This window comes from Rhizobacter fulvus (genome assembly GCF_964020785.1).
The window spans coordinates 4,454,079-4,477,840 of the sequence record NZ_OZ224516.1 but is presented as its reverse complement, the minus strand read 5'-3'; the positions used below and the strand labels follow the sequence as shown (position 1 = coordinate 4,477,840).

Sequence of the window (23,762 nt, the reverse complement as noted above, 5' to 3'; positions counted from 1 at the left end):
CGAAAGTCGGGGCTTTGTGTCAGAATCATTGTGCCTTGCCACCCACTTCTTGCGGTGCAGCCTCGAGGACAAACCATGAGCAGCGAACTGATCAAACACACCTCCGACGCGTCGTTCGACACCGACGTGTTGAAGTCGACCAAGCCTGTGCTGGTCGACTATTGGGCCGAGTGGTGTGGCCCGTGCAAGATGATCGCGCCGATCCTCGACGAGGTCTCGAAGGACTACGACGGTCGCCTGCAGATCGCGAAGATGAACGTCGACGAGAACCGTGACGTCCCCGCCAAGTTCGGCATCCGCGGCATCCCGACGCTGATGCTGTTCAAGGACGGCCAGCTCGCGGCGACCAAGGTCGGCGCCCTGTCGAAAGCCCAGTTGACCGCGTTCCTCGACGGTCATCTATAATTCTGCTCAACGCGGCGGGAGCCGGCGCTTTACCCAAGCCGCCGGTTGTTCTTTGTAGACCTGCCGCCAAGATTTTCGCCCCCACGCCCTGAGGGCTGCCGAAGCGGTTTCGGCGGCCACGACGCCCGAACCGGCGGCGCGTGGAATCGGCACCCCACTCCCGTTGTCGCTCGTTGTTCGCTTCGCGAGCCTGCGTACCCTTGCCGGGGCGTCGGCGCCGCCACTCACCCCGGGGTCACTCGCCCATGCATCTGTCCGAACTGAAACTGATCCACGTCTCCGAGCTCATCACGATGGGCGAGGCACTGGAGATCGAGAACGTCGCGCGCCTGCGCAAGCAGGAGCTGATGTTCGCGATCATGAAGAAGCGCGCCAAGGCCGGCGAGCAGGTGTTCGGCGACGGCGTGCTCGAGGTGCTGCCGGACGGCTTCGGCTTCCTGCGCTCGCCGGACGCGAGCTACATGGCGAGCACCGACGACATCTACCTCAGCCCGAGCCAGATCCGGCGCTTCAACCTGCACACCGGCGACGCGATCGAAGGCGAAGTGCGGGTGCCGAAGGACGGTGAACGCTACTTCGCGCTGGTCAAGGTCGACCGCGTCAACGGCGTCGCGCCCGAGGAGAGCAAGCACAAGATCATGTTCGAGAACCTGACGCCGCTCTTCCCGAAGGAGCAGTTCAAGCTCGAGCGCGAGATCAAGTCGGACGAGAACATCACCAGCCGCATCATCGACCTGATCGCGCCGATCGGCAAAGGCCAGCGCGCCTTGCTCGTTGCCCAGCCCAAGACCGGCAAGACGGTGATGATGCAGCAGATGGCGCACGCGCTGGTGGCCAACCACCCCGACGTGCACCTCATCGTGCTGCTGGTCGACGAGCGGCCCGAAGAAGTGACCGAGATGGTCCGCACCGTGCGCGGTGAAGTGATCAGCTCGACGTTCGACGAACCTGCCGCCCGCCACGTGCAGGTCGCCGAGATGGTGATCGAGCGCGCCAAGCGCCTGGTCGAGATGAAGAAGGACGTGGTGATCCTGCTCGATTCGATCACCCGCCTGGCCCGTGCCTACAACAACGTGCTGCCGTCCTCCGGCAAGGTGCTGACCGGCGGCATGGACTCGAACGCGCTACAGCGGCCCAAGCGCTTCTTCGGCGCCGCACGCAACGTCGAGGAAGGCGGCTCGCTGACCATCATCGGCACCGCGCTGGTCGACACCGGCTCGCGCATGGACGAGGTGATCTACGAGGAGTTCAAGGGCACCGGCAATTGCGAGATCCACCTCGATCGCCGCATGGCCGAGAAGCGCGTCTACCCGTCGATCCTGCTGAACAAGAGCGGCACGCGGCGCGAGGAACTGCTGCTGCAGCCCGAGATCCTGCAGAAGACCTGGATCCTGCGAAAACTGCTGTATCCGATGGACGAGATCGAGGCGATGGAGTTCATCCTCGACAAGATGAAGTCGACCAAGAACAACCACGACTTCTTCGACATGATGCGGCGCGGAGGGTAACGCGCTCGACCCGGGCTATAATCTCGGGTTTTCCGCAATCCGGAAAGTGCGCCGAACGGTTCGGCGTGGCTACCGATCAATCAGCGACGAGGCTCCCATGAAAGAAGGCATTCACCCCACGTACCGCGAAGTCTGCTTCGTGGACCTGTCCAACGGTTTCAAGTTCGTGACGCGCTCGTGCGCGACCAGCAAGGAAACCATCAAGATGGAAGACGGCCGCGAACTGCCGCTGTTCAAGCTGGAGAGCACCAGCGAATCGCACCCGTTCTACACCGGCACGCAAAAGAGCGTCGACTCGCTCGGCGGCCGCGTCGAGAAGTTCCGCAACAAGTTTGCGCACCTGGGCGCGAAGAAGTAATTCCTCTTCTTGCCCCGAAGAAAAGGCAGCTCCGGCTGCCTTTTTTGTTGCCCGAGTTGCTGCATCATTCGCGCCTTGAACTCGCCGAACCCTGCCCTCGTCACCCAACGCGCCGCACAGCGCATGCCGCGCCTGGCCCTGCTGCTGTTCTGCGCGGCCTACGTGATCCCCGGCGTGTTCGGGCGGGACCCGTGGAAGAGCGCCGACATCACAGCGTTCGGCTACATGGTCAACATCGCGCAGGGCCGCACCGGCTGGCTCGCGCCGACGGTCGGCGGCCTGCCGGCCGACGCCGCCCTGCTGCCGTATTGGATCGGTGCCGGCTTCATCAAGGTGCTTGGCCCGTGGGTCGAGCCGGCCCTGGCCGCGCGCATTCCGTTCGCGTTGCTGCTCGTGCTGGTGCTGGTGCTGACCTGGTACAGCACCTACCACCTCGCACGCACCGAGGCAGCACAGCCGCTGCCCTTCGCGTTCGGCGGCGAGGCGAACCCGATCGACTACGCGCGCGCGATCGCCGACGGCGCGCTGCTGGCGCTGATCGCGTCGCTCGGTCTGCTGCAGCTGGGGCACGAGACCACGCCGGAGCTGGCGCAGCTGGCCAGCGTGGCGCTGTTCGTCTACGCGCTCGCCGCGAGCCCGTTCCGCGTGCTCGCGGCGCGCGTGGCGGTGCTGGTCGCCCTGCCCGCGCTCGCGGCCAGCGGCGCGCCGGCGATCGCGGTGGCGCTCGGTGTCGCCGGCGGATTCGTGTGCCGCGCCTCGGGTTACGAGCCGGCGCGACGCTTCGTGCCGTGGGTCGCGGCGGCCACCGTGCTGTCGGCAGGCGCCGCGCTGGCGCTCGGCGCCTGGGCGTGGCGAATCGGCGGCGGCGCCTGGTCGCTCGCGGGCGTCTGGGAGATCCTGCGGCTGCTCGCCTGGTTCACGTGGCCGGCCTGGCCGCTCGCGCTGTGGACGCTGTGGCGCTGGCGTGGCCACCTGTCGGACCGGCACATCGCGATCCCGCTGATCGGCGTGCTCGTCAGCCTGATCGCGTGCCTCGCGATGGGCGGGTCGGAACGTGCACTGATGCTCGGTCTGCCGCCGCTGGCCGTGCTCGCCGCGTTCGCACTGCCCACGCTGCAGCGCAGCACTGCGGCGGCGATCGACTGGTTCTCGGTCTGCTTCTTCACCCTCGCCGCGGCGGCGATCTGGCTGTACTACGTCGCGATCCAGACCGGCGTGCCGGCCAAGGCGGCGGCCAGCATCGAGCGCGTCGCGCCGGGGTACGTGCCCAGCTTCTCCGTGGTGACGCTGGCCCTGGCCGCGACCGGAACGCTGGCCTGGCTGTGGCTTGTCAAATGGCGCACCGGGCGCAACCGGCATCCGCTGTGGAAGAGCCTGGTGCTGCCGGCCAGCGGCGTCTCGCTCTGCTGGCTGCTGGTGATGACGTTGCTGCTCGCGCCGCTCGATCAGGCCCGCAGCTACCGCTCGTTGATCCAGCGCATCGCGCACCGCGTGCCGACCTCCGCCTGCGTCGCGGCGCCGAACATGGCGCGTGCCCAGCTCGTCGCGCTGGAGCACCTCGGCGGCTACCGGGTCGATGCGCGGGAAACGCCCGAAGCGACCCGCTGCGACTACCTGTTGCTGACGGAAACGCGTGCGCGCCCGGCGGCGCCGGGCGCAAACTGGACGCTGCTTGCCCGCGAGCGACGCAACACCAGCGAGGACGAGATCACCGCGATCTACCGCCGCGCCGCGACCCGGCCCGCCGCAACGGCGAACCGCTGAGGCGACGCGTTGCCTACCAGGGCATCTCGCCCTTGTTGACCTTGGCGCCGATATCGAGCGAGAGCGCGCCGCCGGCCGACGGATAGGCGCGGGTCATCGCATCGATCAGCGCCGCGCCGTTGGGTGCCGTCGCCAGGTTCTTCTCGAAGGTCAGCAGGTAGTCCTTCGTGAACGCGATCGCCGTGGCATCGGTCTTCGTGCCGGGCACCATGTGGCCGGGCACGACGATCGCGGGCTGCAGCGCGGCCATCTCGTCCAGCTGTGCGACCCAGGCAGCGCGCTCGGCCGGTGCGCGCGTGTCCGCGGTCCACACGTGCAACTGACCGAACACCGCGATGTTGCCGACGATCGCGCGAAGCGACGGAATCCACGCATACGGGCGGTGCGCCAGCAGGCCGGTCGTGCCGCGGATCTCGATGGTCTCGCCATCGACCGTCAGCGTGCGGCCCTCCAGCGCCTTCGGCAGCACCGGCTTGCGCGGCGCGTTCGCGCCCATTTTCGGGCTCCAGAAAGCGACCTTTCCGGCGTGCTTGGCGCTGAGCTTGGCGAGCACGGCCGGCGTGGCGACCACCTCGGCGTCGGGGAAGAACTCCTTCAACACCTCGACGCCGAAGTAGTAGTCCGGGTCGGCCTGGCTGACGTAGATCGTCTTGAGCTGCCTGCCGCTGTCCAGCACGTTGGCGGCGATGCGCAGCGCGTCGGCGCGGCTGAAGCCCGCATCGATCACCAGGGCCTCCTTGGCGCCATAGACCAGCGCGGAATCGACGTTGAAGCTGGTCGGCCCGGCCGTGTAGACCGTCAGCTGGAGCGGCTGGGCGGCGCCGGCGGCGGTGGTCCCCAGGGCGAACAGCAGGGTCGCGGCGGAAAGCGTGGTGCGGATCATGGGATCTCTCGATCAAGTTGCGATGACAGCAGTTTGATTTCACTTTCTGAATCAATAAACGGCAAAATCCGGGCAGATCTGTTTCGAAATCCGATCGAATATGGACCGACTCACCGCGATGCGGGTGTTCTGCGAAGTCGCGCTCAGTGGCAGCTTCACCGCGACCGCGGACAAGCTCGAGATGTCGCGCGCGATGGTCACGCGCCATGTCGCCGAGATGGAGGACTGGCTGCAGGCGCGCCTGCTGCACCGGACCACGCGCCGCGTGACGCTCACCGATGCCGGCGAGCAGGCGCTGCGCCGCAGCCAGCAGATGCTCGAACTGGCCGCCACCGTCGAGGAGGAAACCGCGGCCGGCGCCGACACCTTGCGCGGCCAGTTGCGCCTGACCTGCAGCATGTCCTTCGCCCACGCCCACCTCGCAGCCGCGATCGCCGCGTTCCTGGCGCTGCATCCGAGGCTGAGGATCGACCTGAACGTCGGCGACAGCGCGCTCGATCTGGTCGAGGCCCGCATCGACCTGGCGATCCGCATCAGCCGCGACCCGGCGCCGCTGCTGATCGCCCGCCCGCTCGCGCCGTGCGATTCCGTGCTGGTGGCGGCGCCGACCTACCTCGCGCTGCGCGGCACGCCGCAGCAGCCGGCCGAGCTCGCGGCGCATCGGTGCCTGAGCCACACCCATTTCGGCAAGAGCACCTGGACGCTGTCGCGCGACGCGCAGGCGCTCGACGTCGATGTCAGCAGCCACTGCACCGCGAACGAGTCGACCGTGGTGCTGCATGCCGCGCTCGCCGGCGGCGGCATCGCGCTGCTGCCCACCTACCTCGCGAACGCCGCGGTGGCCCGCGGCGAATTGCAGGTGGTGCTGGCGGACTGGCGCCTGCCTCCGATGACGATCTACGCGCTCTATGCGTCGCGCCGGCACCTCTCGCCGGCCGTACGCGCCCTGCTCGACTTCCTGGTCGAACGTTTCAGTTCGCCGCCATGGTGAGCGCGGCCACTGGCGCCACGGCCGCACGCACGCGCGCCGCCGGGAACACCAGCCGAAAGGTCGAGCCCTGCCCAACCTCGCTCTGGATGTGCAGCTCGCCGCCATGCCGCTGCGCGACGTGCTTGACGATCGACAGCCCAAGCCCGGTGCCACCCGTGTCACGCGAACGGCTGCCGTCGACCCGGTAGAAGCGCTCTGTGAGGCGCGGAATGTGCTCGCGCGCGATGCCCAGGCCGGTATCGATGACCGCGATCTCGCCCGAGCCATCGGCCAGCACGCGCCAGCTCAGCTCGACGCGCCCGCCCTCCGGGGTGTAGCGCACCGCGTTGTTAACCAGGTTGGTGATCGCGCTGAGCAACTCGGTTTGCGCGCCGGCGATCTGCGCTTCGACCGATGGCGTCGGGAACTTCAGCGTGTGGCGGCCGGCGGAGAGCACGGCCGCGTCGGCCGCCACCTGCGCCAGCAGCGGCCCGAGCGCGACCCAGCGATCGGCATGCGGGCGCGGACTGCCTTCGAGCTGCGCCAGCGTCAGCAGATCACTGACCAGCGTGCCCATGCGGTCGGCCTGCTGCGTCATCAGCACCAGCACGCGCTTGCGCTCGACCTCGGTCAGCGGCAGGTTCGTCATCGTCTCGATGAAGCCGGCCAGCACCGTCAGCGGCGTGCGGATCTCGTGCGAGACGTTGGCGACGAAGTCGCGGCGCATCGCGTCGGAGTTCTCCCGTTCGGTGATGTCCTGCGAGAGCACGATCCGCAGGCCCTCGCCGTAGCCGCGCACCAGCACCGAGAGCGTGCGGCGGCCGCGCGGGTCGGGCATGCGGATCGGCTCGTCGAAGCGACCGCCTTGCAAGTAGGCGACGAAGGCCGGCGCGCGCACCAGGTTCGTCACGCGCTGGCGCCGATCGCGCTGCGGGTCCAGCCCGAAGTGGTCGGCGGCGAGCGAGTTGCACCAGTCGATCTGGTCGCCGGCGTCGAGCAGCATCACGCCGTTCGGCGAGGCCTCGATCGCGGAGAGGAACTGGGTGAGCCGCACCCGCTCGGCCACCGCCGACTGCTCGCGCTGGCGGATCGAGCGTTCGATGCGGTAGCCGAGCTCGCCCCACAGGCCGGCGTCGCGCGGCGCCTGCGTCTCCTGCGAGCCGCGCAGCCAGGTGATCAGGCGGTAGCCGTTCAGGGTGTCGCGCACCCCGATCACGCCGAGCGCGAACGCGAACCCGAGCAGCGCGCCGAACAGCGGGACCGAGTGCCCCGGGATCATCAGCCCGGCGACGCCGCCGAGCACCGTGGCGATCAGCACCGCGACCAGCCGCGGCAGCAACCAGGTCATCGCGCGGACAGTCGAATCAAGCCGACAGCGCGGCAGCCGCGCCGGTCGCGCCGGCCGCGCCCTGCTGGGTCAGGCGGTAGCCGGCACCGCGCACCGTCTCGATCATCGGCGCACACTGCACCGGGCCGAGCGCCTCGCGCAAGCGCTTGACGTGGACGTCGACGGTGCGCTCCTCGATGAACACATGGTCGCCCCAGACCCGGTCGAGCAGCTGCGCGCGGCTGTGCACGCGCTCCGGATGGGTCATGAAGAAGTGCAGCAGGCGGAACTCGGTCGCACCCACCTTGACTTCGCGCGGCTCGCCGTTCAGCTCGCCGCTGACGCGGCGCGTCGCCGGGTCGATCTTCAGCGGACCGACGGCGACCACGCTGTCCAGCGCTTCCGGCGCCTTGCGGCGCAGCACCGCGCGGATGCGGGCCATCAACTCGTTGGTCGAGAACGGCTTGGTGAGGTAGTCGTCGGCCCCGGCGTCCAGGCCCTGGATCTTGTCGGCCTCGTCGGCGCGCGCGGTGAGCATGATGACCGGCAGCTCGCGCGTGCGCGCCTCGCTGCGCCAGCGCTTGGCCAGTGCCAGGCCCGACTGCCCGGGAAGCATCCAGTCGAGGATGATCAGGTCCGGCAAGACGCCATCGACCGCGGCCTGCGCCTGCTCGGCGGTGGCGGCAATGGTGACCTCGAACCCGGCGTGTCGCAGGTTGATCGAGATCAGTTCGGCGATCGCGGATTCGTCTTCGACGACGAGGATGCGGCTCATGGCGTGGACTTTCAACGAACCAGGGATTCCACGTCGCCCACCGAGTTGTGGCGCACGTCGGTGCCCTTGACGATGTAGATGATCTGCTCCGCCAGGTTCTTCGCGTGGTCGCCGACGCGCTCGATCGCCTTGGCGACGAAGACCAGGTCGATGCTCGACGAGATCGTGCGCGGGTCCTCCATCATGAAGGTGATCAGCTTGCGCATCAGGCCCTCGAACTCCTGGTCGATCAGGTCGTCCTGCTTGAGCACCTCGACGGCCTTGTCCACGTCGAGACGCGCGAACGCGTCGAGCGCCTTGCGCAGCTGCGAGACCGCCAGCTCCGATTCGTACGCGAGGTCCTTCACCGGCAGCCGCAGACGGCTCGAGACGCCGCTGTTGAGCAGCCGTTGCACCGTGCGTGCGATTCGTGCCGCCTCGTCGCCGACCCGCTCGAGGTTGGCGATCGTCTTCGAGATCGCGATCAGCAGGCGCAGGTCGCGCGCGGTGGGCTGGCGCCGGGCGATGATGGTCGAGAGGTCGCGGTCGATCTCCATCTCGGTCTGGTTCACGCGTTCTTCGGTCGCCAGCACTTCGGAAGCGATCTCGGCGCTGAAGTTGGTCAGCGCGTAGACCGAACGCGCGACCTGGGATTCGACCATGCCACCCATTTCGAGCACGCGCGTGGAGATGCCGCTGAGTTCGGCATCGAACTGGGTCGAGAGGTGTTTGTCGCTCATGTGAAGTCTCCTTGGCGCTTCAACCGAAGCGCCCGGTGATGTAGTCCTCGGTGTCCTTCTTCTTCGGCTTCATGAAGACCTCGTTGGTCGGGCCGAACTCGATCAGGTCGCCGAGGTACATGTAGGCCGTGTAGTCCGACGAGCGCGCCGCCTGCTGCATGTTGTGCGTGACGATCACGACGGTGTAGTCGCTCTTCAGTTCGTGGATCAGCTCCTCGATCTTGCCGGTCGAGATCGGATCCAGCGCCGAGCACGGCTCGTCGAGCAGCAGCACCTCGGGCTTGATCGCGATGCCGCGTGCGATGCACAGGCGCTGCTGCTGGCCGCCGGACAGGCCCGAACCGCTCTGGTTCAGCTTGTCCTTCACCTCGTTCCAGAGCGCGGCCTTCTTCAGCGCCCACTCGACGCGCTCGTCCATCTCGATGCGCGGCAAGGTCTCGAACAGCTTCACGCCGAACGCGATGTTGTCGTAGATCGACATCGGGAACGGGGTCGGCTTCTGGAACACCATGCCGACCTTGGCGCGGATCAGCGAGACGTCATCCTTCGAGGTCAGGATGTTCTCGCCGTCGATCAGGATCTCGCCCTCGGCGCGCTGGTCGGGGTACAGCTCGAACATCCGGTTGAAGGTGCGCAGCAGCGTCGATTTGCCGCAGCCCGACGGCCCGATGAATGCGGTCACCTTGTGCTCGGGGATGTCCAGGTTGATGTTCTTCAGCGCCTGGAAGCTGCCATAGTAGAAGTTCAGGTTGCGCACGGAGAGCTTGGGCTTCTCGGTGACGGGCAAGTTGACCTTGATGTCCATGGGATGGCCTCAGTGTTTGTTGCGCAGGAACGTGCGCGCCAGGATGTTCAGCACCAGCACGCCGATCGTGATCAGGAACACGCCGGCCCACGCCAGCTTCTGCCAGTTCTCGTACGGGCTCATCGCGAACTTGAAGATCGTGACCGGCAAGCTCGCCATCGGCGAGCCGAGGTCGCTGGTCCAGAACTGGTTCGACAGGGCAGTGAACAGCAGCGGCGCGGTTTCTCCGGCGATCCGCGCCAGCGCCAGCAGGATGCCGGTCAGCACGCCGGCGCGGGCCGACTTCAGCGTCACGGTCATGATGACCCGCCACTTCGGCGTGCCGAGCGCATAGGCCGCCTCGCGCAGCGCGTTCGGAATCAGCGACAGCATGTTCTCGGTCGTGCGGATCACCACCGGGATCACGATCAGCGCGAGCGCGAGCACCCCGGCCCAGCCGGAGAAGCTCTTCATGCGCGCGACGACGACCGAGTAGATGAACAGGCCGATCACAATGGACGGCGCGGCCAGCAGGATGTCGTTGATGAAGCGGGTCACGCTGCCGAGCCAGGTCTTCTGTCCGTACTCGGCCAGGTAGATGCCGGCCAGGATGCCGATCGGCGTGCCCAGCAGCGTCGCGAGCGACACCATCGTGACCGAGCCGAAGATCGCGTTCGCCAGGCCGCCGGTGTCCGATTGCGGCGGCGGCGTCATCTCGGTGAACAGTGACAGCGTCAGCCCGCCCAGGCCGAGCCGCACGGTCTCGATCAGGATCCACAGCAGCCATACCAGCCCGAAGGCCATTGCCGCGAGCGAGAGCGTCAACGCGATCGCGTTGACGCGCTTGCGGCGCTGGTACTTGCCGATGCGCGCGGCGTGCAGCGCCGTGTCGCGCGGCGCCGGGGTGGTCAACGTGTTCATGCGCGTGCCCCTTCGCTCTTCTTGAGTTGTGACAGCAGCAGCTTCGAGCAGGCCAGCACGACGAAGGTGATGAAGAACAGCACCAGCCCGAGGTAGATCAGCGAGGCCTGGTGCAGGCCGGCGCCGGCCTCGGCGAATTCGTTCGCCAGGGCCGAGGTGATCGAGTTGGCCGCTTCGAACAACGACGCCGAGTTCAGCTGGTTCTGGTTGCCGATCACGAACGTGACCGCCATCGTCTCGCCGAGGGCGCGCCCGAGGCCGAGCATGATGCCGCCGACCACACCGGTCTTGGTGTACGGCAGCACGACCTTGAACATCACCTCCCAGGTCGTCGAACCGAGCCCGTAGGCCGATTCCTTCAGCAACGGCGGCGTGACCTCGAACACGTCGCGCATGACCGAGGCGATGAACGGGATGATCATGATCGCCAGGATGATGCCGGCGGAGAGCAGACCGATGCCCACCGGCGGCCCTGAAAACAGCGCGCCGATGTACGGCACGCCGCTGAACACGGCTTGCAGCGGCTGCTGCACGTATTCGGACAGCAGCGGGCTGAACACCAGCAGGCCCCACATGCCATAGACGATCGACGGGATCGCGGCGAGCAGTTCGATCGCGGTGCCGAGCGGGCGCTTGAGCCAGGCCGGCGAGAGCTCGGTCAGGAACAGCGCGATGCCGAAGCTGACCGGCACCGCGATGACCAGCGCGATCAGCGAGGTCATCAGCGTGCCGTAGATCATCACCAGGCCGCCGTACTTGTTCTGCACCGGATCCCAGTCGCTGGTCCAGAGGAACGACAGGCCGTATTCCTTGATCGCCGGCGCCGCGCCGATGACCAGCGAGACGATGATTCCCGCAAGGAGCAGCAGCGTCACCCACGCCGCGCCATGGGCGAGGATCGAGAACAGGGTGTCGGCCCACGGAGCCGCGCGCCGCGGTGCCGGCGGGCGGCCTGACGAGCGGGTACGGTCCATCTTCAGCGGCTCGTTGTACGGTGTCGCGGGGAGTGTAGCGGCCACGTTGCTTCCTCGATTCGATCGGACACGGCAAGGCCGCGCACCGCGCGGCCTTCGAGGGTTAGTCCCTTACTTCGCGGCGACGGTCTTGCCCGAGGCGTCCTTGATGCTGTCGGCCCAGAGCTTGCGCACCAGCACCTTGACGGAATCAGGCATCGGCACGTAGTCGAGGTCAGCGGCCATCTTGTCGCCGTCGGTGTAAGCCCAGCTGAAGAACTTGAGCGCGTTGGTGGCGTTGACCGGCTTGTCCTGCACCTTGTGCATCATGATGAAGGTGGCGGCCGTGATCGGCCACGAATCCTTGCCCGGCTGGCCGGTCAGCACCTGGTAGAACGACTTGTTCCAGTCGGCGTTCGCGGCAGCCGCCTTGAACGTGTCGTCGTCCGGCGCGACGAACGTGCCGGCTTGGTTCTGCAGCAGCGTGAACGACATCTTGTTCTGCTTGGCGTACGCGTACTCGACATAGCCGATCGAGTTCGGCAGGCGCTGCACGAAGGCGGAGACGCCCTCGTTGCCCTTGCCGCCCGCACCGGTCGGCCAGTTCACGGCCGTGCCCTCGCCGACCTTGGCCTTCCACTCGGCGTTGACCTTGGACAGGTAGTTCGTGAAGTTGAACGTGGTGCCCGAACCGTCGGCCCGGCGAACCGGCGCGATCGCGGCATCCGGCAGCGCGACGCCGGCGTTCAGCGCGGTGATCGCCGGGTCGTTCCACTTGGTGATCTTGCCGAGATAGATGTCGCCCAGCACCTGGCCGTTGAGCTTCAGCTGGCCCGGGGCGATGCCCTTGATGTTGACGACCGGCACGACGCCGCCGATGACCATCGGGAACTGGATCAGGCCGTCCTTGGCCAGTTCCTCGTCCTTCAAGGGTGCGTCCGACGCACCGAAGTCGACCGTCTTGGCGACGATCTGCTTCATGCCGGCGCCGGAGCCGACCGACTGGTAGTTGATGCGCGCACCGGTGGCCTTGTTGTAGGCATCGGCCCACTTGGCATACACCGGCGCCGGGAACGACGCGCCGGCCCCGGTCACGTCTTGCGCGAAAACCGCGGAACTGGCGACGCCGAACGCGGCGATCAGGAGGGAGGTACGAATCTTGAAGAGCTTCACGGGCACACCTTTCTGCGGTGATGGATCGATGCCGTGAACTCTATGAGCGCCGTGTGACAGCTCCGTGACAGCGCCGCGAAGCGCCTGTCACAAACGTGCTTTACCGGGCGTCGCTGCGTCTTTCAGGGTCAGCGCAGGGTGTCGGCAATGCGCTCGGCGCTTCGTTGCGCGAGTGCGGCGTCGCGTGCCTCGACCATCACACGGACCAGCGGCTCGGTGCCGGACGGCCGGATCAGCACGCGCCCGGCGTTGCCGAGCTCGCCGCTGACGGCGGCCTGCTCCTGGGCCAGGCGCGGGTTCGAGGCCCAGTCGGTGCCCGGCTGCAGCCGGACATTGATCAAGGTCTGCGGGAACAGCGTGACGTCAGCCAGCAGTTCGGCCAGCGCGCGGCCACTGCGAGACACCGCCTGCAACACCATCAGCGCGCTGACGATGCCGTCACCGGTCGTGTGCTTGTCGAGCGCCAGCAAGTGACCCGAGCCCTCGCCACCGAGTTGCCAGCCGCGCGCCACCAGTTCCTCGAGAACGTAACGGTCGCCGACCTTGGCGCGGACGAAGGCCACGCCGTGTTCGCGCAGCGCCATCTCGACCGCCATGTTGGTCATCAGCGTGCCGACGGCGCCCGGGACCGGCAGGCCCTGGGCCAGGCGGTCGGTCACCATCAGATACAACAGCTCGTCGCCGTTGTAGAGGCGGCCGGCCCGATCCACCAGCTGGAGCCGGTCGGCATCGCCATCGAGTGCCACGCCGTAGTCGGCCCCTTGCGCCTGGACCGCCGCGACCAGCGCCGCCGGGGAGGTGGCGCCGAAGCCGGCGTTGATGTTGGTGCCGTTCGGGCTGCAGCCGATCGCGACGACTTCAGCGCCAAGCTCGTGAAAGACGTCCGGCGCGACGTGATAGGCCGCACCGTTGGCCGCGTCGACGACGATCTTCAGACCCTTCAGCGACAGTTCGCTGCTGAACGTGCCCTTGCAGAATTCGATGTAGCGGCCGCGCGCGTCGTCGATTCGCTTGGCCTTGCCGAGGTTCGCCGAATCGACCCATTGCGGGGGCTGTTCCAGTGCCGCTTCGACCTGCTGCTCCCACGCGTCCGGCAGCTTCTCGCCGCGGGCCGAGAAAAACTTGATGCCGTTGTCGCCGAACGGGTTGTGCGACGCACTGATCACCACGCCGAGGCTCAGGCGCAGTGCGCGCGTCATGTAGGCGACGCCCGGCGTGGGCAGCGGGCCCGTCAGCAGCACGTCGACGCCGGCCGAGGCGAAGCCGGCTTCGAGCGCCGATTCGATCATGTAGCCGGAGATGCGCGTGTCCTTGCCGATCAGCACGGTGGGCCGCGCCTCGCTGGCCTTCAGCACGCGGCCGACGGCATGGCCCAGGCGCAGCATGAAGTCGGCCGTGATGGGCGCCTGGCCGACCGTGCCACGGATGCCGTCGGTGCCGAAGAATGCTCTGCTCGTCATGGGTCTGCCTGCTCTTGTCTCGCTCCCGGAGCGCGGATTATCCGCGCGCCAGGCCGGCGGCCCGCCAGACCTTCAGCGCATCGACGGTGGCTGCCACGTCGTGCACGCGCACGATCGCCGCACCCGACTGCACGGCCGCCAGCGCCGCGACGACGCTCGCCGTCACGCGCTGGCCCACGTCACGCCCGGTGATCGCGCCAAGCGTCGACTTGCGCGACCACCCGACCAGCAACGGCCGGCCGAGGGCCAGCAGTTCGCGCTGCCGTCGGAGGAGGTCAAGGTTGTGCGCGACGCTCTTGCCGAAGCCGATGCCGGGATCGAGCGTGATGCGTTCTGCGGCGATGCCGCGCCCCTGAAGCGCCGCCATGCGCTCGCGCAGGAAGGCCGCAACCTCCTCGACCACGTCGGCGTACTGCGGGCGGAGTTGCATCGACTCGGGCGTACCGCGCATGTGCATCAGGCAGACGCCGCAGCTCGGGTGCGCGGCGACCGCGTCGAGCGCGCCCGGCGCCTGCAGGGCGCTGATGTCGTTGATGATGTCGGCGCCGCGGGCCAGCACCGCGGCCATCACCGCGGCCTTGCTGGTGTCGACCGAGACGGGGCAGCCGAGCGCGAGCGCGGCGTCGAGCACCGGCAGCACGCGCGCCAGTTCCTCGTCCACCGAGACCGGGTGCGAGCCCGGCCGCGTCGACTCGCCGCCGATGTCCAGGATGTCCGCCCCTTCGTCGAGCAACTGCCGGCAATGCGCGATCGCCGCTGCCGTGCTGGCATGCGCGCCGCCGTCGGAGAAGGAATCGGGCGTCACGTTGACGATGCCCATGACCTGCGGGCGCGCCAGGTCGATGCGGTAGCGGGTGGTCTGCCAGAACGTCATCACCGGTCGATCCTGATTCATTATGAGAAACGGGGCCGAAGCCCCGTGTCTGCTAGTCGCGTTCGCCGATCAGGCCGTGGCGGTCGCCGTGCCCGGGGCCGCCGGAGGTTGCGTCGGCGGCACCGTCTTGCTCATCGACGGCGTCCAGTCCTTCGGCGGACGCGGCGGGCGGCCTTCCATGATGTCGTCGATCTGCTCGGTGTCGATCGTCTCGTACTCGAGCAGCGCGTTCGCCATCGCGTGCATCTTGTCCTTGTTGTCCTCGATCAGCTTGCGTGCGACGCCGTACTGCTCGTCGATGATGCGGCGGATCTCGCGGTCCACGGCCTGCATCGTCTGCTCGCTCATCGTCGTGGTCTTGGTGACCGAACGGCCCAGGAACACCTCGCCCTCGTTCTCGGCGTAGACCATCGTGCCCAGTGCGTCGGTCATGCCGTAGCGGGTGACCATGTCGCGGGCGATGTGGGTGGCGCGCTCGAAGTCGTTGCTCGCACCGGTGGTCATCTCGCCCATGAACACCTCTTCGGCGATGCGGCCGCCGAACAGGATCGCGATCGTGCTGAGCATGCGGATCTTGTCGGTGCTGTAGCGGTCGCCTTCGGGCAACTGCATCGTCACGCCCAACGCCCGGCCGCGCGGGATCACGGTGACCTTGTGCACCGGATCGGCCTTCGGCATCAGGCGCGCCACCAGCGCGTGGCCCGACTCGTGGTACGCGGTGTTCTTGCGCTCCTCCTCGGCCATGATCATGGACTTGCGCTCCGGCCCCATCATGATCTTGTCCTTGGCCTTCTCGAAGTCGTTCATCTCGACGACCCGGCCGCTGCGGCGCGCTGCGAACAGCGCGGCCTCGTTGACCAAGTTGGCCAGATCGGCACCCGAGAAGCCTGGCGTGCCGCGCGCGAGGATGTCCGCGCGGATGTCCTGACCGACCGGCACCTTGCGCATGTGCACGTTGAGGATCTGCTCGCGGCCGCGCACGTCGGGCAGCGTCACGTAGACCTGGCGGTCGAATCGGCCCGGCCGCAGCAGCGCCGGGTCGAGGATGTCCGGCCGGTTGGTCGCGGCCATCACGATCACGCCGAGGTTGGTCTCGAAGCCGTCCATCTCGACCAGCATCTGGTTCAGCGTCTGCTCGCGTTCGTCGTTGCCGCCGCCCAGGCCGGCACCGCGGTGGCGGCCGACCGCGTCGATTTCGTCGACGAAGATGATGCAGGGGGCGCTCTTCTTGGCCTGCTCGAACATGTCGCGCACGCGGGCCGCGCCGACGCCGACGAACATCTCGACGAAGTCGGAACCCGAGATCGAGAAGAACGGCACCTTGGCTTCACCGGCGATCGCCTTGGCCAGCAGCGTCTTGCCGGTCCCCGGAGGGCCGACCAGCAGCACGCCACGCGGGATGCGCCCGCCGAGCTTCTGGAACTTCTGCGGGTCCTTCAGGAAGTCGACCAGTTCCTTGACCTCTTCCTTGGCTTCGTCGCAGCCGGCGACGTCGGCGAAGGTGGTCGTGTTGTTGGCCTCGTCCAGCATGCGGGCCTTGCTCTTGCCGAAGCTGAACGCCCCGCCCTTGCCGCCGCCCTGCATCTGGCGCATGAAGTAGATCCACACGCCGATCAGCAGCAGGATCGGGCCCCACGACGCGAGGATGCCCAGCAGCAGCGACGGTTCTTCGCGCTGCTTGACGTCGAACTTGACGTTGTTGTTGATCAGGTCGCCGACCAGGCCACGATCGAGTTGCGTGGCAGTCGTGCGCACGTCCTTGTCGTCGGTGGTCTTGGCGCGGATCTCGGTGCTGCCGCCGCCCACGTCCTGCAGCACGACACTCTTGATGTGCTTGGCGCGGACCTCCTCGAGGAACTCCGAGTAGCCCATCGCGCTGCCCTGGGCCGCGGTTCGATCGAACTGCTTGAACACCGTGAACAGCACGAGTGCGATGACCAGCCAGACCGCAACTTTAGAGAACCATTGATTGTTCACCGCGACTCCATTTTTGGGGCATGACCACAGAGGCAGGGCTCCGCGAGCCGCCATTCCAGCCATTTGTGGACGATTTTAGTCCAGTCAAGGGCCGCAGCCCGACTCATTCTCCCCGGCTGGCGGGCGTGTATCAGGCTGTTCGCCGGGCGGACATCACCCCATGGCGTCCATATCGGCCTTCGGAAATCGACCTTGAGCCGGCACCTTGAGCCCGACCCCGACCAGGAAGGTCTCCGAGGACTTGTCCCGCGACGCCTTCGGCTTGACCGGCTTGACGATCCGGAACGTGCTCTTGAACAACCGGACCAGATCGTTGTAGCCGCTGCCGTGGAACACCTTGCAGACCAGCGCGCCCTGCGGCGTCAGGTGGGCCTGGGCGAATTCGACCGCGAGTTCCACCAAGTGGGAGATGCGGGCGGAGTCGGCACTTTCGATGCCGGAGAGATTGGGCGCCATGTCGGAGACGACCACGTCGACCGGCCGGCCGCCGACCAGCGCCTCGAGCTGCGCCAGCACCTCGTCCTCGCGGATGTCGCCCTGCAGGAACGTGACGCCCTCGATCGGCTCCATCGGCAGCACGTCCATCGCGATGATCGTGCCGTTCAACGCGCCGGCGGCCGCGCCACCGGCGCCGACCTCCTTCGGCGCGAATCGCCGCCGCACGTACTGGCTCCAGGCACCCGGCACCGAGCCGAGGTCGACCACCAGTTGCCCCGGCTTGATCAGGTGCAGCTCCTCGTCGATCTCCTTCAGCTTGTACGCCGCGCGGGCGCGGTAGCCCTCGCGCTGCGCCAGCTTGACGTAGGTGTCGTTCACGTGGTCGTGCAACCACTGCTTGTTCACCTTCTTGCTTTTGGTCTGGGTTTTCATCTGGAAGAGATAATAGGGCGATGACTGCGATCCAACTGACACCCGCCCAGCGCAAGGACCACCGCGCCGCCGCCCATCACCTCGACCCGGTGGTGATGATTGGTTCCGACGGGCTGACGCCGGCGGTCGAGAAGGAAGTGGACGCGGCCCTGAACGCCCACGGCCTGATCAAGGTACGCGTGTTCTCGGACGAGCGCGCGACCCGCGAAACCATCTTCACGACGCTGGCCGACGTGCTCGGCGCGGCGCCGATCCAGCACATCGGCAAGCTGCTGGTGCTGTGGCGGCCGATGCCGCCGAAGGAGAAGGTCGAGCGCGAGGGCCGCGGCTCCGGCCCGCGGATCGTCAAGATCCTGAAGTTCTCGAAGAGCGGCAACCACCGCGCCCAGGTCAAGAAGATCACCGTGGCCGGCAACATGCGCATCGCCGCCGGCGGCGAGTTGAAGCGCGCCGCCAAGCGCAAGACCAGCGTCAAGAAGTCGTCGCAGTCGTCCTGAGCAGGCGCCACGCCAGCGCGAGCACCAGCAGCCCCTTCAGCGCGAAGAAGCCGGCCGAGATGCCGTGCAGCGCGCCGAACGACAGAGTGCCCTGCCCGGCCCGCGCCGCGTCCATCATCGGCAGCAGCGCGAAGTGCCCGGCAACGGTGCAGAACAGCGTGCCCAGCAGCAGCATCAGGCTGGCGGTGAACAGCGAGGGCTGCCCGGCCACGCCGGATTCGCCGGTGCGCCGGCTGCGCTCGAGGACCAGCAGCACGACCGCGAGCGCCAGGCTCAGGTAGGCCTCCTGTTCGAACAGGCGCCCGACGAAACGCCCCGCATCCGGCCGCGCCAGCACGGCGAAGGCCGATGGTGCCGCAATCGCGGCGATGCACACCAGGATGCCGGCCCAGACGCCGGCGATCAACGCCGCGAACCGGGCCGCCAAACGCATCAGGCGTAGCGCACGGCGATGATTTCGTAGTGCCGCACGCCGCCCGGCGCCTGCACTTCGGCCACGTCGCCCGAGGACTTGCCGATCAGCGCTCGCGCGATCGGCGAGCTGATCGAGATCAGCCCCTTCTTCAGGTCGGCCTCGTCGTCGCCGACGATCTGGTAGGTCACGGCGGCGCCGCTGTCCTCGTCCTCGAGGTCGACGGTTGCCCCGAACACCACGCGCCCTTCGGCGTTCAGCGTCTTCGGGTCGATGATCTGCGCGGCCGCGAGCTTGCTCTCGATCTCGAGAATGCGGCCCTCGATGAAGCCCTGCTTGTCCTTGGCGGCCTCGTACTCGGCGTTTTCGGACAGATCGCCCTGGGCCCGCGCCTCGGAGATGGCTTGGATGACGGCGTGACGCTCGACGCCTTTCAGGCGCGCGAGTTCTTCCTTGAGCTTTTCGGCACCGCGAACGGTCAGCGGGATGGTGGCCATGATGTATCGAAACCCTGGGGCAAAAATGAGTCCGCCGCCGGGCGCACCGGCGGCGGAATGGATGAACGCCAGTTTAGTGCAGTTCGCGGTGCAGCTCTTGGAGAGACAACACGACCAGGTCGTCTTCGTGCTTCATGCCTTCCACCGCGGCCTCGCAGCCGGCCATGCTGGTGTAGTAGGTGACGCGGTTGGCCAGCGCCGCCTGGCGGATGTGGCGCGAGTCGGCGATCGCGGTACGGGTCTCGTCCACCGTCGTGAAGACCAGCTGGATCTCGCCGGCCTTGACCATGTCGACGATGTGCGGGCGGCCGTCCTTGACCTTGTTGACCGCCTTGACCGGCACCCCTTCCGCGGCGATCGCCGCGGCCGTGCCCTTGGTCGCGACGATGGCGAAGCCCAGTGCGTGCAAGTCGCGTGCGACGACGACCGCGCGAGCCTTGTCGCTGTTCTTCACGGTGATGCACACGGTGCCCCTGGTCGGCAGTTTCGACCCCGCGCCGAGCTGGCTCTTCAGCATCGCTTCGCCGAACGTGCGCCCGGCCCCCATGACCTCGCCGGTCGAGCGCATCTCGGGCCCGAGGATCGGGTCGACGCCGGGGAACTTGTTGAACGGGAACACCGCTTCCTTGACCGAAAAGTAGGGCGGGATCACCTCGCGCGGCGCCTTGCCGTCCTTGTCCTTCTGGCTCGCCAGGCTCTGCCCGACCATGCAGCGCGCCGCGATCTTCGCCAGCGGCTGGCCGGTCGCCTTCGACACGAACGGCACGGTGCGCGAGGCGCGCGGGTTCACTTCGAGCACGTAGACGATCGCCTGGTCGCCCTCGCCCTGGATCGCGAACTGCACGTTCATCAGGCCGACGACGCGCAACGCCTTCGCCATCGCGATGGTCTGGCGGCGCATCTCGTCCTGCAGCGCCTTCGGCAGCGAGTACGGCGGCAGTGAGCAGGCCGAGTCGCCGGAGTGGATGCCGGCCTGCTCGACGTGCTCCATGATCCCGCCGATCATCACCTCCCGACCATCGCTGATGCAGTCGACATCGACCTCGATCGCGTCGTCGAGGAAGCGGTCCAGCAGCACCGGCGACTTCTCGCTGACGCGCACCGCCTCGCGCATGTAGCGCTCCAGATCCTTGTCGCCGTGCACGATCTCCATCGCGCGGCCGCCGAGCACGTAGCTGGGGCGCACGACCAGCGGGTAGCCGATCTCCTGCGCGAGCGCCAGCGCGGCCTCCTCGGTCCGCGCGGTCCGGTTCGGCGGCTGCTTCAGGCCGATCTCGTGCAGCAGGGCCTGGAAGCGCTCGCGGTCCTCGGCGATGTCGATGCTGTCGGGCGTGGTGCCGACGATGGGTACGCCGGCGCGCTCCAGATCGAGCGCGAGCTTCAGCGGCGTCTGGCCGCCGTACTGCACGATCACGCCGACCGGCTTTTCCTTGTCGACGATCTCGAGCACGTCTTCGAGCGTGACCGGCTCGAAGTACAGGCGGTCCGAGGTGTCGTAGTCGGTCGACACGGTCTCCGGGTTGCAGTTGACCATGATGGTCTCGTAGCCGTCCTCGCGCATCGCGAGTGCGGCGTGCACGCAGCAGTAGTCGAACTCGATGCCCTGGCCAATGCGGTTCGGCCCGCCACCGAGCACCATGATCTTCTTGCGGTCGGTCGGCGCGGCCTCGCATTCCTCGTCGTAGGTCGAGTACATGTAGGCCGTCTGCGTCGCGAACTCGGCGGCGCAGGTGTCGACGCGCTTGTAGACCGGGCGCACGTTCAGCGCGTGCCGGGTCTTGCGCACTTCATGCTGGTGGGTGCCGAGCAGCTTGGCGAGGCGGCGATCTGAAAAGCCCTTCTGCTTCAGGAAGCGCAACTCGTCGGTCGACAGGTCGGCCAGCGTGCGGCCGGCGAGCGCCTGCTCGTGCTGCACGAGTTGCTCGATCTGGGCGAGGAACCACGGGTCGATCGCCGTTTCCTCGAACACTTCCTGCAGGCTCATGCCGATCCGGAAGGCGTCACCGACGTACAGGATGCGCTCGGGGCCGGCCTCGCCGATTTCCTGGACGATCTCCTCGCGGTCGGTGCTGCGTTCGCTCAGGCCGTCGATGCCGGTCTCCAGGCCGCGCAGCGCCTTCTGGAAGCTTTCCTGGAAGGTGCGGCCCATCGCCATCACCTCGCCGACCGACTTCATCTGCGTGGTCAGCTTGGAGTCGGCAGCCGGGAACTTCTCGAACGCGAAGCGCGGGATCTTCGTGACCACATAGTCGATCGACGGCTCGAACGACGCGGGTGTCGCGCCACCGGTGATGTCGTTGCGCAGCTCGTCGAGCGTGTAGCCGACCGCCAGCTTGGCCGCGACCTTGGCGATCGGAAAGCCCGTTGCCTTGGACGCCAGGGCCGAGGAGCGCGAGACGCGCGGGTTCATCTCGATCACGACCATCCGGCCGTCCTTCGGGTTGATCGAGAACTGCACGTTCGAGCCACCGGTGTCGACGCCGATCTCGCGCAGGATCGCGATCGAGGCGTTGCGCAGCAGCTGGTATTCCTTGTCGGAGAGCGTCTGCGCCGGCGCCACCGTGATCGAGTCGCCGGTGTGGATGCCCATCGGGTCGAGGTTCTCGATCGAGCAGACGATGATGCAGTTGTCCGCCTTGTCGCGGACGACTTCCATCTCGTACTCTTTCCAGCCGATCAGCGATTCCTCGATCAGCAGCTCCTTGGTCGGCGAGAGGTCGAGGCCGCGCTTGCAGATCTCCTCGAACTCCTGCGGGTTGTAGGCGATGCCGCCGCCCGATCCGCCGAGCGTGAAGCTCGGGCGGATCACCATCGGGAACCCGTTGCCGCCGGTCTCGATCGCGATGCGCTTCTGCACCGCGAGCGCATCGTCCATCGAGTGCGCGATGCCGGAGCGCGCCGAGCCCAGGCCGATGCCGGTCATCGCGTCCTTGAACTTCAGCCGGTCCTCTGCCTTCTCGATCGCGTGCTCGTTGGCGCCGATCATCTCGACGCCGTATTTCGCCAGCACGCCGTGCTTGTGCAGGTCGAGCGCGCAGTTCAGCGCGGTCTGGCCGCCCATGGTCGGCAGCACCGCGTCGGGGCGCTCCTTGGCGATGATCTTCTCGACGACCTGCCAGGTGATCGGCTCGATGTAGGTGACGTCGGCCATCTCCGGGTCGGTCATGATCGTCGCCGGGTTGCTGTTGACCAGCACGACCTTGTAGCCCTCTTCGCGCAGCGCCTTGCAGGCTTGCGCACCCGAATAGTCGAACTCGCAGGCCTGGCCGATGATGATCGGGCCGGCGCCGATGATGAGGATGGTCTTCAGGTCTGAGCGCTTAGGCATTCTTCTTCTCCGCTTGCTTGTCGGACATCAACGCCGTGAAGCGGTCGAACAGGTAGGAAATGTCGTGGGGCCCCGGCGAGGCTTCGGGGTGGCCCTGGAAGCAGAACGCCGGCTTGTCGGTGCGCATCAGCCCTTGCAGCGTGCCGTCGAACAGCGAGACGTGCGTGGGCCGCAGGTTCGCGGGCAGCGTGCTCTCGTCGACTGCGAAGCCGTGGTTCTGGCTGGTGATGCTGACGCGGCCATCGTCCAGGTCCTTGACCGGGTGGTTCGCGCCGTGGTGGCCGAACTTCATCTTGAAGGTCTTCGCACCCGAGGCCAGCGCCATGATCTGGTGGCCCAGGCAGATGCCGAAGGTCGGGATGCCGGTCTCGATCAGCTCGCGGGTCGCCGCGATCGCGTAGTCGCAGGGCTCCGGGTCGCCGGGGCCGTTGCTCAGGAAGATGCCGTCCGGCTTCATCGCCAGCACGGCGGCGGCGGGCGTCTGCGCCGGCACCACGGTGACGCGGCAGCCGCGGCTGGCCAGCATGCGCAGGATGTTGCGCTTGACGCCGTAGTCGTAGGCGACGACGTGGAACTGCGGCGACTTCTGCGCGCCATAGCCGGCGCCCAGCTGCCACTGGGTCTCGGTCCACTCGTAGGCCGCGGTCTCGCTGACCACCTTGGCCAGATCGAGCCCGCTCATGCTCGGCGCCGCCTTGGCCTTCGCGATCGCGTCGTCGACATGGGCCGGGGTGATCGCCTCGCCGAGCGGCAACGCGAGGATGCACCCGTTTTGCGCGCCGCGGGTGCGCAGCACGCGGGTGAGGCGGCGGGTGTCGATGTTCGCGATCGCGACGGTGCGTTCGCGCTGGAGGTACTGCGCCAGCGTCATGTCGCTGCGGAAGTTCGACGCCCGCAGCGGCAGGTCCTTGATGATCAGGCCCGCTGCGAAGACCTTCTTGGCCTCGACATCCTCCGCGCTGATGCCGTAGTTGCCGATGTGCGGGTAGGTCAGCGTGACGATTTGGCGGCAGTAGCTCGGGTCGGTCAGGATTTCCTGGTAGCCGCTCATCGCGGTGTTGAACACCACTTCGCCGACCGTGTGGCCGGCGGCGCCGACCGAGATGCCGCGGAACACCGTGCCGTCTGCGAGTGCCAGGACGGCCTGGGCTTGGGGGAACAGCAGTTGCGCGGGCACCGGATTCTCCGTTCTGTGCGCGCCCAGCTCTGCCTTCCGAGCCGGGCTCGTCAAGCGTGGAACAGTCGAGAAAACCGCAGGAGTTTTCGTTGGCGAGTGCCGGTGCAATTCCTGAGGAACACCTCTGGGA

The 23,762-nt window shown here is 67.4% G+C and carries 22 protein-coding genes; 6 read left to right on the top strand and 16 right to left on the bottom strand.

Going from position 1 to position 23,762, the window contains the following annotated elements:
- The first annotated feature begins 75 nt into the window (after positions 1-75).
- From trxA to ACWH49_RS21335, 4 genes are all read left to right on the top strand, one after another.
- Positions 76-405: a thioredoxin TrxA gene (gene trxA, locus ACWH49_RS21350; RefSeq protein WP_056468802.1), complete on the top strand. Its 330-nt coding sequence runs from the start codon at positions 76-78 to the stop codon at positions 403-405.
- Between the two features lie 245 nt (positions 406-650).
- Positions 651-1,913: a transcription termination factor Rho gene (gene rho, locus ACWH49_RS21345; protein ID WP_056468796.1), complete on the top strand. Its 1,263-nt coding sequence runs from the start codon at positions 651-653 to the stop codon at positions 1,911-1,913.
- Positions 1,914-2,010: 97 nt separating this feature from the next.
- Complete coding sequence (locus tag ACWH49_RS21340) at positions 2,011-2,271, top strand: type B 50S ribosomal protein L31 (protein WP_056468786.1); 261 nt, start codon at positions 2,011-2,013, stop codon at positions 2,269-2,271.
- A 123-nt stretch (positions 2,272-2,394) separates the two neighbouring features.
- On the top strand, positions 2,395-4,035 hold the full coding sequence (locus ACWH49_RS21335; protein WP_448173285.1) for a hypothetical protein: 1,641 nt from the start codon (positions 2,395-2,397) through the stop codon (positions 4,033-4,035).
- A 13-nt stretch (positions 4,036-4,048) separates the two neighbouring features.
- On the opposite strand, the gene ACWH49_RS21330 is transcribed toward ACWH49_RS21335, so the two are convergent.
- Positions 4,049-4,918 (bottom strand): MBL fold metallo-hydrolase, encoded by an 870-nt coding sequence (locus ACWH49_RS21330; protein WP_448173284.1) that lies wholly within the window; start codon positions 4,916-4,918, stop codon positions 4,049-4,051.
- A 100-nt stretch (positions 4,919-5,018) separates the two neighbouring features.
- On the opposite strand from ACWH49_RS21330, the gene ACWH49_RS21325 reads away from it, so the two are divergent.
- Positions 5,019-5,909, top strand: coding sequence for a LysR family transcriptional regulator (locus ACWH49_RS21325; protein WP_448173283.1), 891 nt, complete (start codon positions 5,019-5,021; stop codon positions 5,907-5,909).
- Here ACWH49_RS21325 and phoR read toward each other — a convergent pair.
- From phoR to ACWH49_RS21270, 11 genes are all read right to left on the bottom strand, one after another.
- Positions 5,890-7,236 (bottom strand): phosphate regulon sensor histidine kinase PhoR, encoded by a 1,347-nt coding sequence (gene phoR, locus ACWH49_RS21320; RefSeq protein WP_448173282.1) that lies wholly within the window; start codon positions 7,234-7,236, stop codon positions 5,890-5,892. The genes ACWH49_RS21325 and phoR overlap by 20 nt on opposite strands.
- Positions 7,237-7,252: 16 nt before the next feature.
- Entirely contained in the window at positions 7,253-7,990 is a 738-nt protein-coding gene (gene phoB / locus ACWH49_RS21315; protein WP_448173281.1) for a phosphate regulon transcriptional regulator PhoB, read from the bottom strand.
- Between the two features lie 11 nt (positions 7,991-8,001).
- Positions 8,002-8,709: a phosphate signaling complex protein PhoU gene (phoU, locus tag ACWH49_RS21310; protein WP_056468767.1), complete on the bottom strand. Its 708-nt coding sequence runs from the start codon at positions 8,707-8,709 to the stop codon at positions 8,002-8,004.
- Between the two features lie 19 nt (positions 8,710-8,728).
- Complete coding sequence (gene pstB / locus ACWH49_RS21305; RefSeq protein ID WP_056468763.1) at positions 8,729-9,514, bottom strand: phosphate ABC transporter ATP-binding protein PstB; 786 nt, start codon at positions 9,512-9,514, stop codon at positions 8,729-8,731.
- A gap of 9 nt (positions 9,515-9,523) precedes the next feature.
- Positions 9,524-10,414, bottom strand: coding sequence for a phosphate ABC transporter permease PstA (gene pstA, locus ACWH49_RS21300; RefSeq protein WP_056468760.1), 891 nt, complete (start codon positions 10,412-10,414; stop codon positions 9,524-9,526).
- Positions 10,411-11,388 (bottom strand): phosphate ABC transporter permease PstC, encoded by a 978-nt coding sequence (gene pstC / locus ACWH49_RS21295; protein ID WP_056468757.1) that lies wholly within the window; start codon positions 11,386-11,388, stop codon positions 10,411-10,413. The genes pstA and pstC overlap by 4 nt, the downstream gene beginning before the upstream one ends.
- Positions 11,389-11,499: 111 nt before the next feature.
- Positions 11,500-12,540 carry a phosphate ABC transporter substrate-binding protein PstS gene (gene pstS, locus ACWH49_RS21290; protein ID WP_448173280.1) on the bottom strand — a complete coding sequence of 347 codons (1,041 nt, stop codon included), beginning with the start codon at positions 12,538-12,540 and terminating at the stop codon, positions 11,500-11,502.
- A gap of 128 nt (positions 12,541-12,668) precedes the next feature.
- Entirely contained in the window at positions 12,669-14,000 is a 1,332-nt protein-coding gene (gene glmM, locus ACWH49_RS21285) for a phosphoglucosamine mutase (protein ID WP_448173279.1), read from the bottom strand.
- Positions 14,001-14,037: 37 nt separating this feature from the next.
- A complete protein-coding gene (gene folP / locus ACWH49_RS21280) occupies positions 14,038-14,874 on the bottom strand; it encodes a dihydropteroate synthase (protein WP_448173278.1) in 837 nt (278 codons plus the stop codon).
- A gap of 69 nt (positions 14,875-14,943) precedes the next feature.
- The gene (gene ftsH, locus ACWH49_RS21275; protein WP_056468748.1) at positions 14,944-16,851 is read right to left on the bottom strand and encodes an ATP-dependent zinc metalloprotease FtsH; all 1,908 of its coding nucleotides are present in this window, start codon (positions 16,849-16,851) and stop codon (positions 14,944-14,946) included.
- 153 nt (positions 16,852-17,004) lie between these two features.
- On the bottom strand, positions 17,005-17,721 hold the full coding sequence (locus tag ACWH49_RS21270; RefSeq protein WP_448173277.1) for an RlmE family RNA methyltransferase: 717 nt from the start codon (positions 17,719-17,721) through the stop codon (positions 17,005-17,007).
- 20 nt (positions 17,722-17,741) lie between these two features.
- Between ACWH49_RS21270 and ACWH49_RS21265 the strand changes: the two genes are divergently transcribed.
- On the top strand, positions 17,742-18,218 hold the full coding sequence (locus tag ACWH49_RS21265) for a YhbY family RNA-binding protein (protein ID WP_448173276.1): 477 nt from the start codon (positions 17,742-17,744) through the stop codon (positions 18,216-18,218).
- On the opposite strand, the gene ACWH49_RS21260 is transcribed toward ACWH49_RS21265, so the two are convergent.
- From ACWH49_RS21260 to carA, 4 genes are all read right to left on the bottom strand, one after another.
- Positions 18,193-18,651 carry a DUF4149 domain-containing protein gene (locus tag ACWH49_RS21260; protein ID WP_448173275.1) on the bottom strand — a complete coding sequence of 153 codons (459 nt, stop codon included), beginning with the start codon at positions 18,649-18,651 and terminating at the stop codon, positions 18,193-18,195. The genes ACWH49_RS21265 and ACWH49_RS21260 overlap by 26 nt on opposite strands.
- On the bottom strand, positions 18,651-19,127 hold the full coding sequence (gene greA, locus ACWH49_RS21255) for a transcription elongation factor GreA (RefSeq protein WP_056468736.1): 477 nt from the start codon (positions 19,125-19,127) through the stop codon (positions 18,651-18,653). Before greA ends, ACWH49_RS21260 begins: the two co-directional genes overlap by 1 nt.
- Before the next feature lie 73 nt (positions 19,128-19,200).
- On the bottom strand, positions 19,201-22,455 hold the full coding sequence (gene carB / locus ACWH49_RS21250) for a carbamoyl-phosphate synthase large subunit (protein ID WP_448173274.1): 3,255 nt from the start codon (positions 22,453-22,455) through the stop codon (positions 19,201-19,203).
- On the bottom strand, positions 22,448-23,632 hold the full coding sequence (carA, locus tag ACWH49_RS21245; RefSeq protein ID WP_448173273.1) for a glutamine-hydrolyzing carbamoyl-phosphate synthase small subunit: 1,185 nt from the start codon (positions 23,630-23,632) through the stop codon (positions 22,448-22,450). Before carA ends, carB begins: the two co-directional genes overlap by 8 nt.
- Positions 23,633-23,762 lie beyond the last annotated feature (130 nt).

Coding starts and splice junctions, on each gene's coding strand:
- phoR (WP_448173282.1), bottom strand. CDS start 7,236: ATGACCTGGTTGCTGCCGCGGCTGGTCGCGGTGCTGATCGCCACGGTG.
- rho (WP_056468796.1), top strand. CDS start 651: ATGCATCTGTCCGAACTGAAACTGATCCACGTCTCCGAGCTCATCACG.
- ACWH49_RS21265 (WP_448173276.1), top strand. CDS start 17,742: ATGACTGCGATCCAACTGACACCCGCCCAGCGCAAGGACCACCGCGCC.
- phoB (WP_448173281.1), bottom strand. CDS start 7,990: ATGAGCCGCATCCTCGTCGTCGAAGACGAATCCGCGATCGCCGAACTG.
- ACWH49_RS21340 (WP_056468786.1), top strand. CDS start 2,011: ATGAAAGAAGGCATTCACCCCACGTACCGCGAAGTCTGCTTCGTGGAC.
- ACWH49_RS21325 (WP_448173283.1), top strand. CDS start 5,019: ATGGACCGACTCACCGCGATGCGGGTGTTCTGCGAAGTCGCGCTCAGT.
- ACWH49_RS21260 (WP_448173275.1), bottom strand. CDS start 18,651: ATGCGTTTGGCGGCCCGGTTCGCGGCGTTGATCGCCGGCGTCTGGGCC.
- folP (WP_448173278.1), bottom strand. CDS start 14,874: ATGACGTTCTGGCAGACCACCCGCTACCGCATCGACCTGGCGCGCCCG.
- pstC (WP_056468757.1), bottom strand. CDS start 11,388: ATGGACCGTACCCGCTCGTCAGGCCGCCCGCCGGCACCGCGGCGCGCG.
- ACWH49_RS21335 (WP_448173285.1), top strand. CDS start 2,395: ATGCCGCGCCTGGCCCTGCTGCTGTTCTGCGCGGCCTACGTGATCCCC.
- phoU (WP_056468767.1), bottom strand. CDS start 8,709: ATGAGCGACAAACACCTCTCGACCCAGTTCGATGCCGAACTCAGCGGC.
- carB (WP_448173274.1), bottom strand. CDS start 22,455: ATGCCTAAGCGCTCAGACCTGAAGACCATCCTCATCATCGGCGCCGGC.
- pstB (WP_056468763.1), bottom strand. CDS start 9,514: ATGGACATCAAGGTCAACTTGCCCGTCACCGAGAAGCCCAAGCTCTCC.
- ACWH49_RS21330 (WP_448173284.1), bottom strand. CDS start 4,918: ATGATCCGCACCACGCTTTCCGCCGCGACCCTGCTGTTCGCCCTGGGG.
- ACWH49_RS21270 (WP_448173277.1), bottom strand. CDS start 17,721: ATGAAAACCCAGACCAAAAGCAAGAAGGTGAACAAGCAGTGGTTGCAC.
- greA (WP_056468736.1), bottom strand. CDS start 19,127: ATGGCCACCATCCCGCTGACCGTTCGCGGTGCCGAAAAGCTCAAGGAA.
- glmM (WP_448173279.1), bottom strand. CDS start 14,000: ATGACGAGCAGAGCATTCTTCGGCACCGACGGCATCCGTGGCACGGTC.
- pstA (WP_056468760.1), bottom strand. CDS start 10,414: ATGAACACGTTGACCACCCCGGCGCCGCGCGACACGGCGCTGCACGCC.
- trxA (WP_056468802.1), top strand. CDS start 76: ATGAGCAGCGAACTGATCAAACACACCTCCGACGCGTCGTTCGACACC.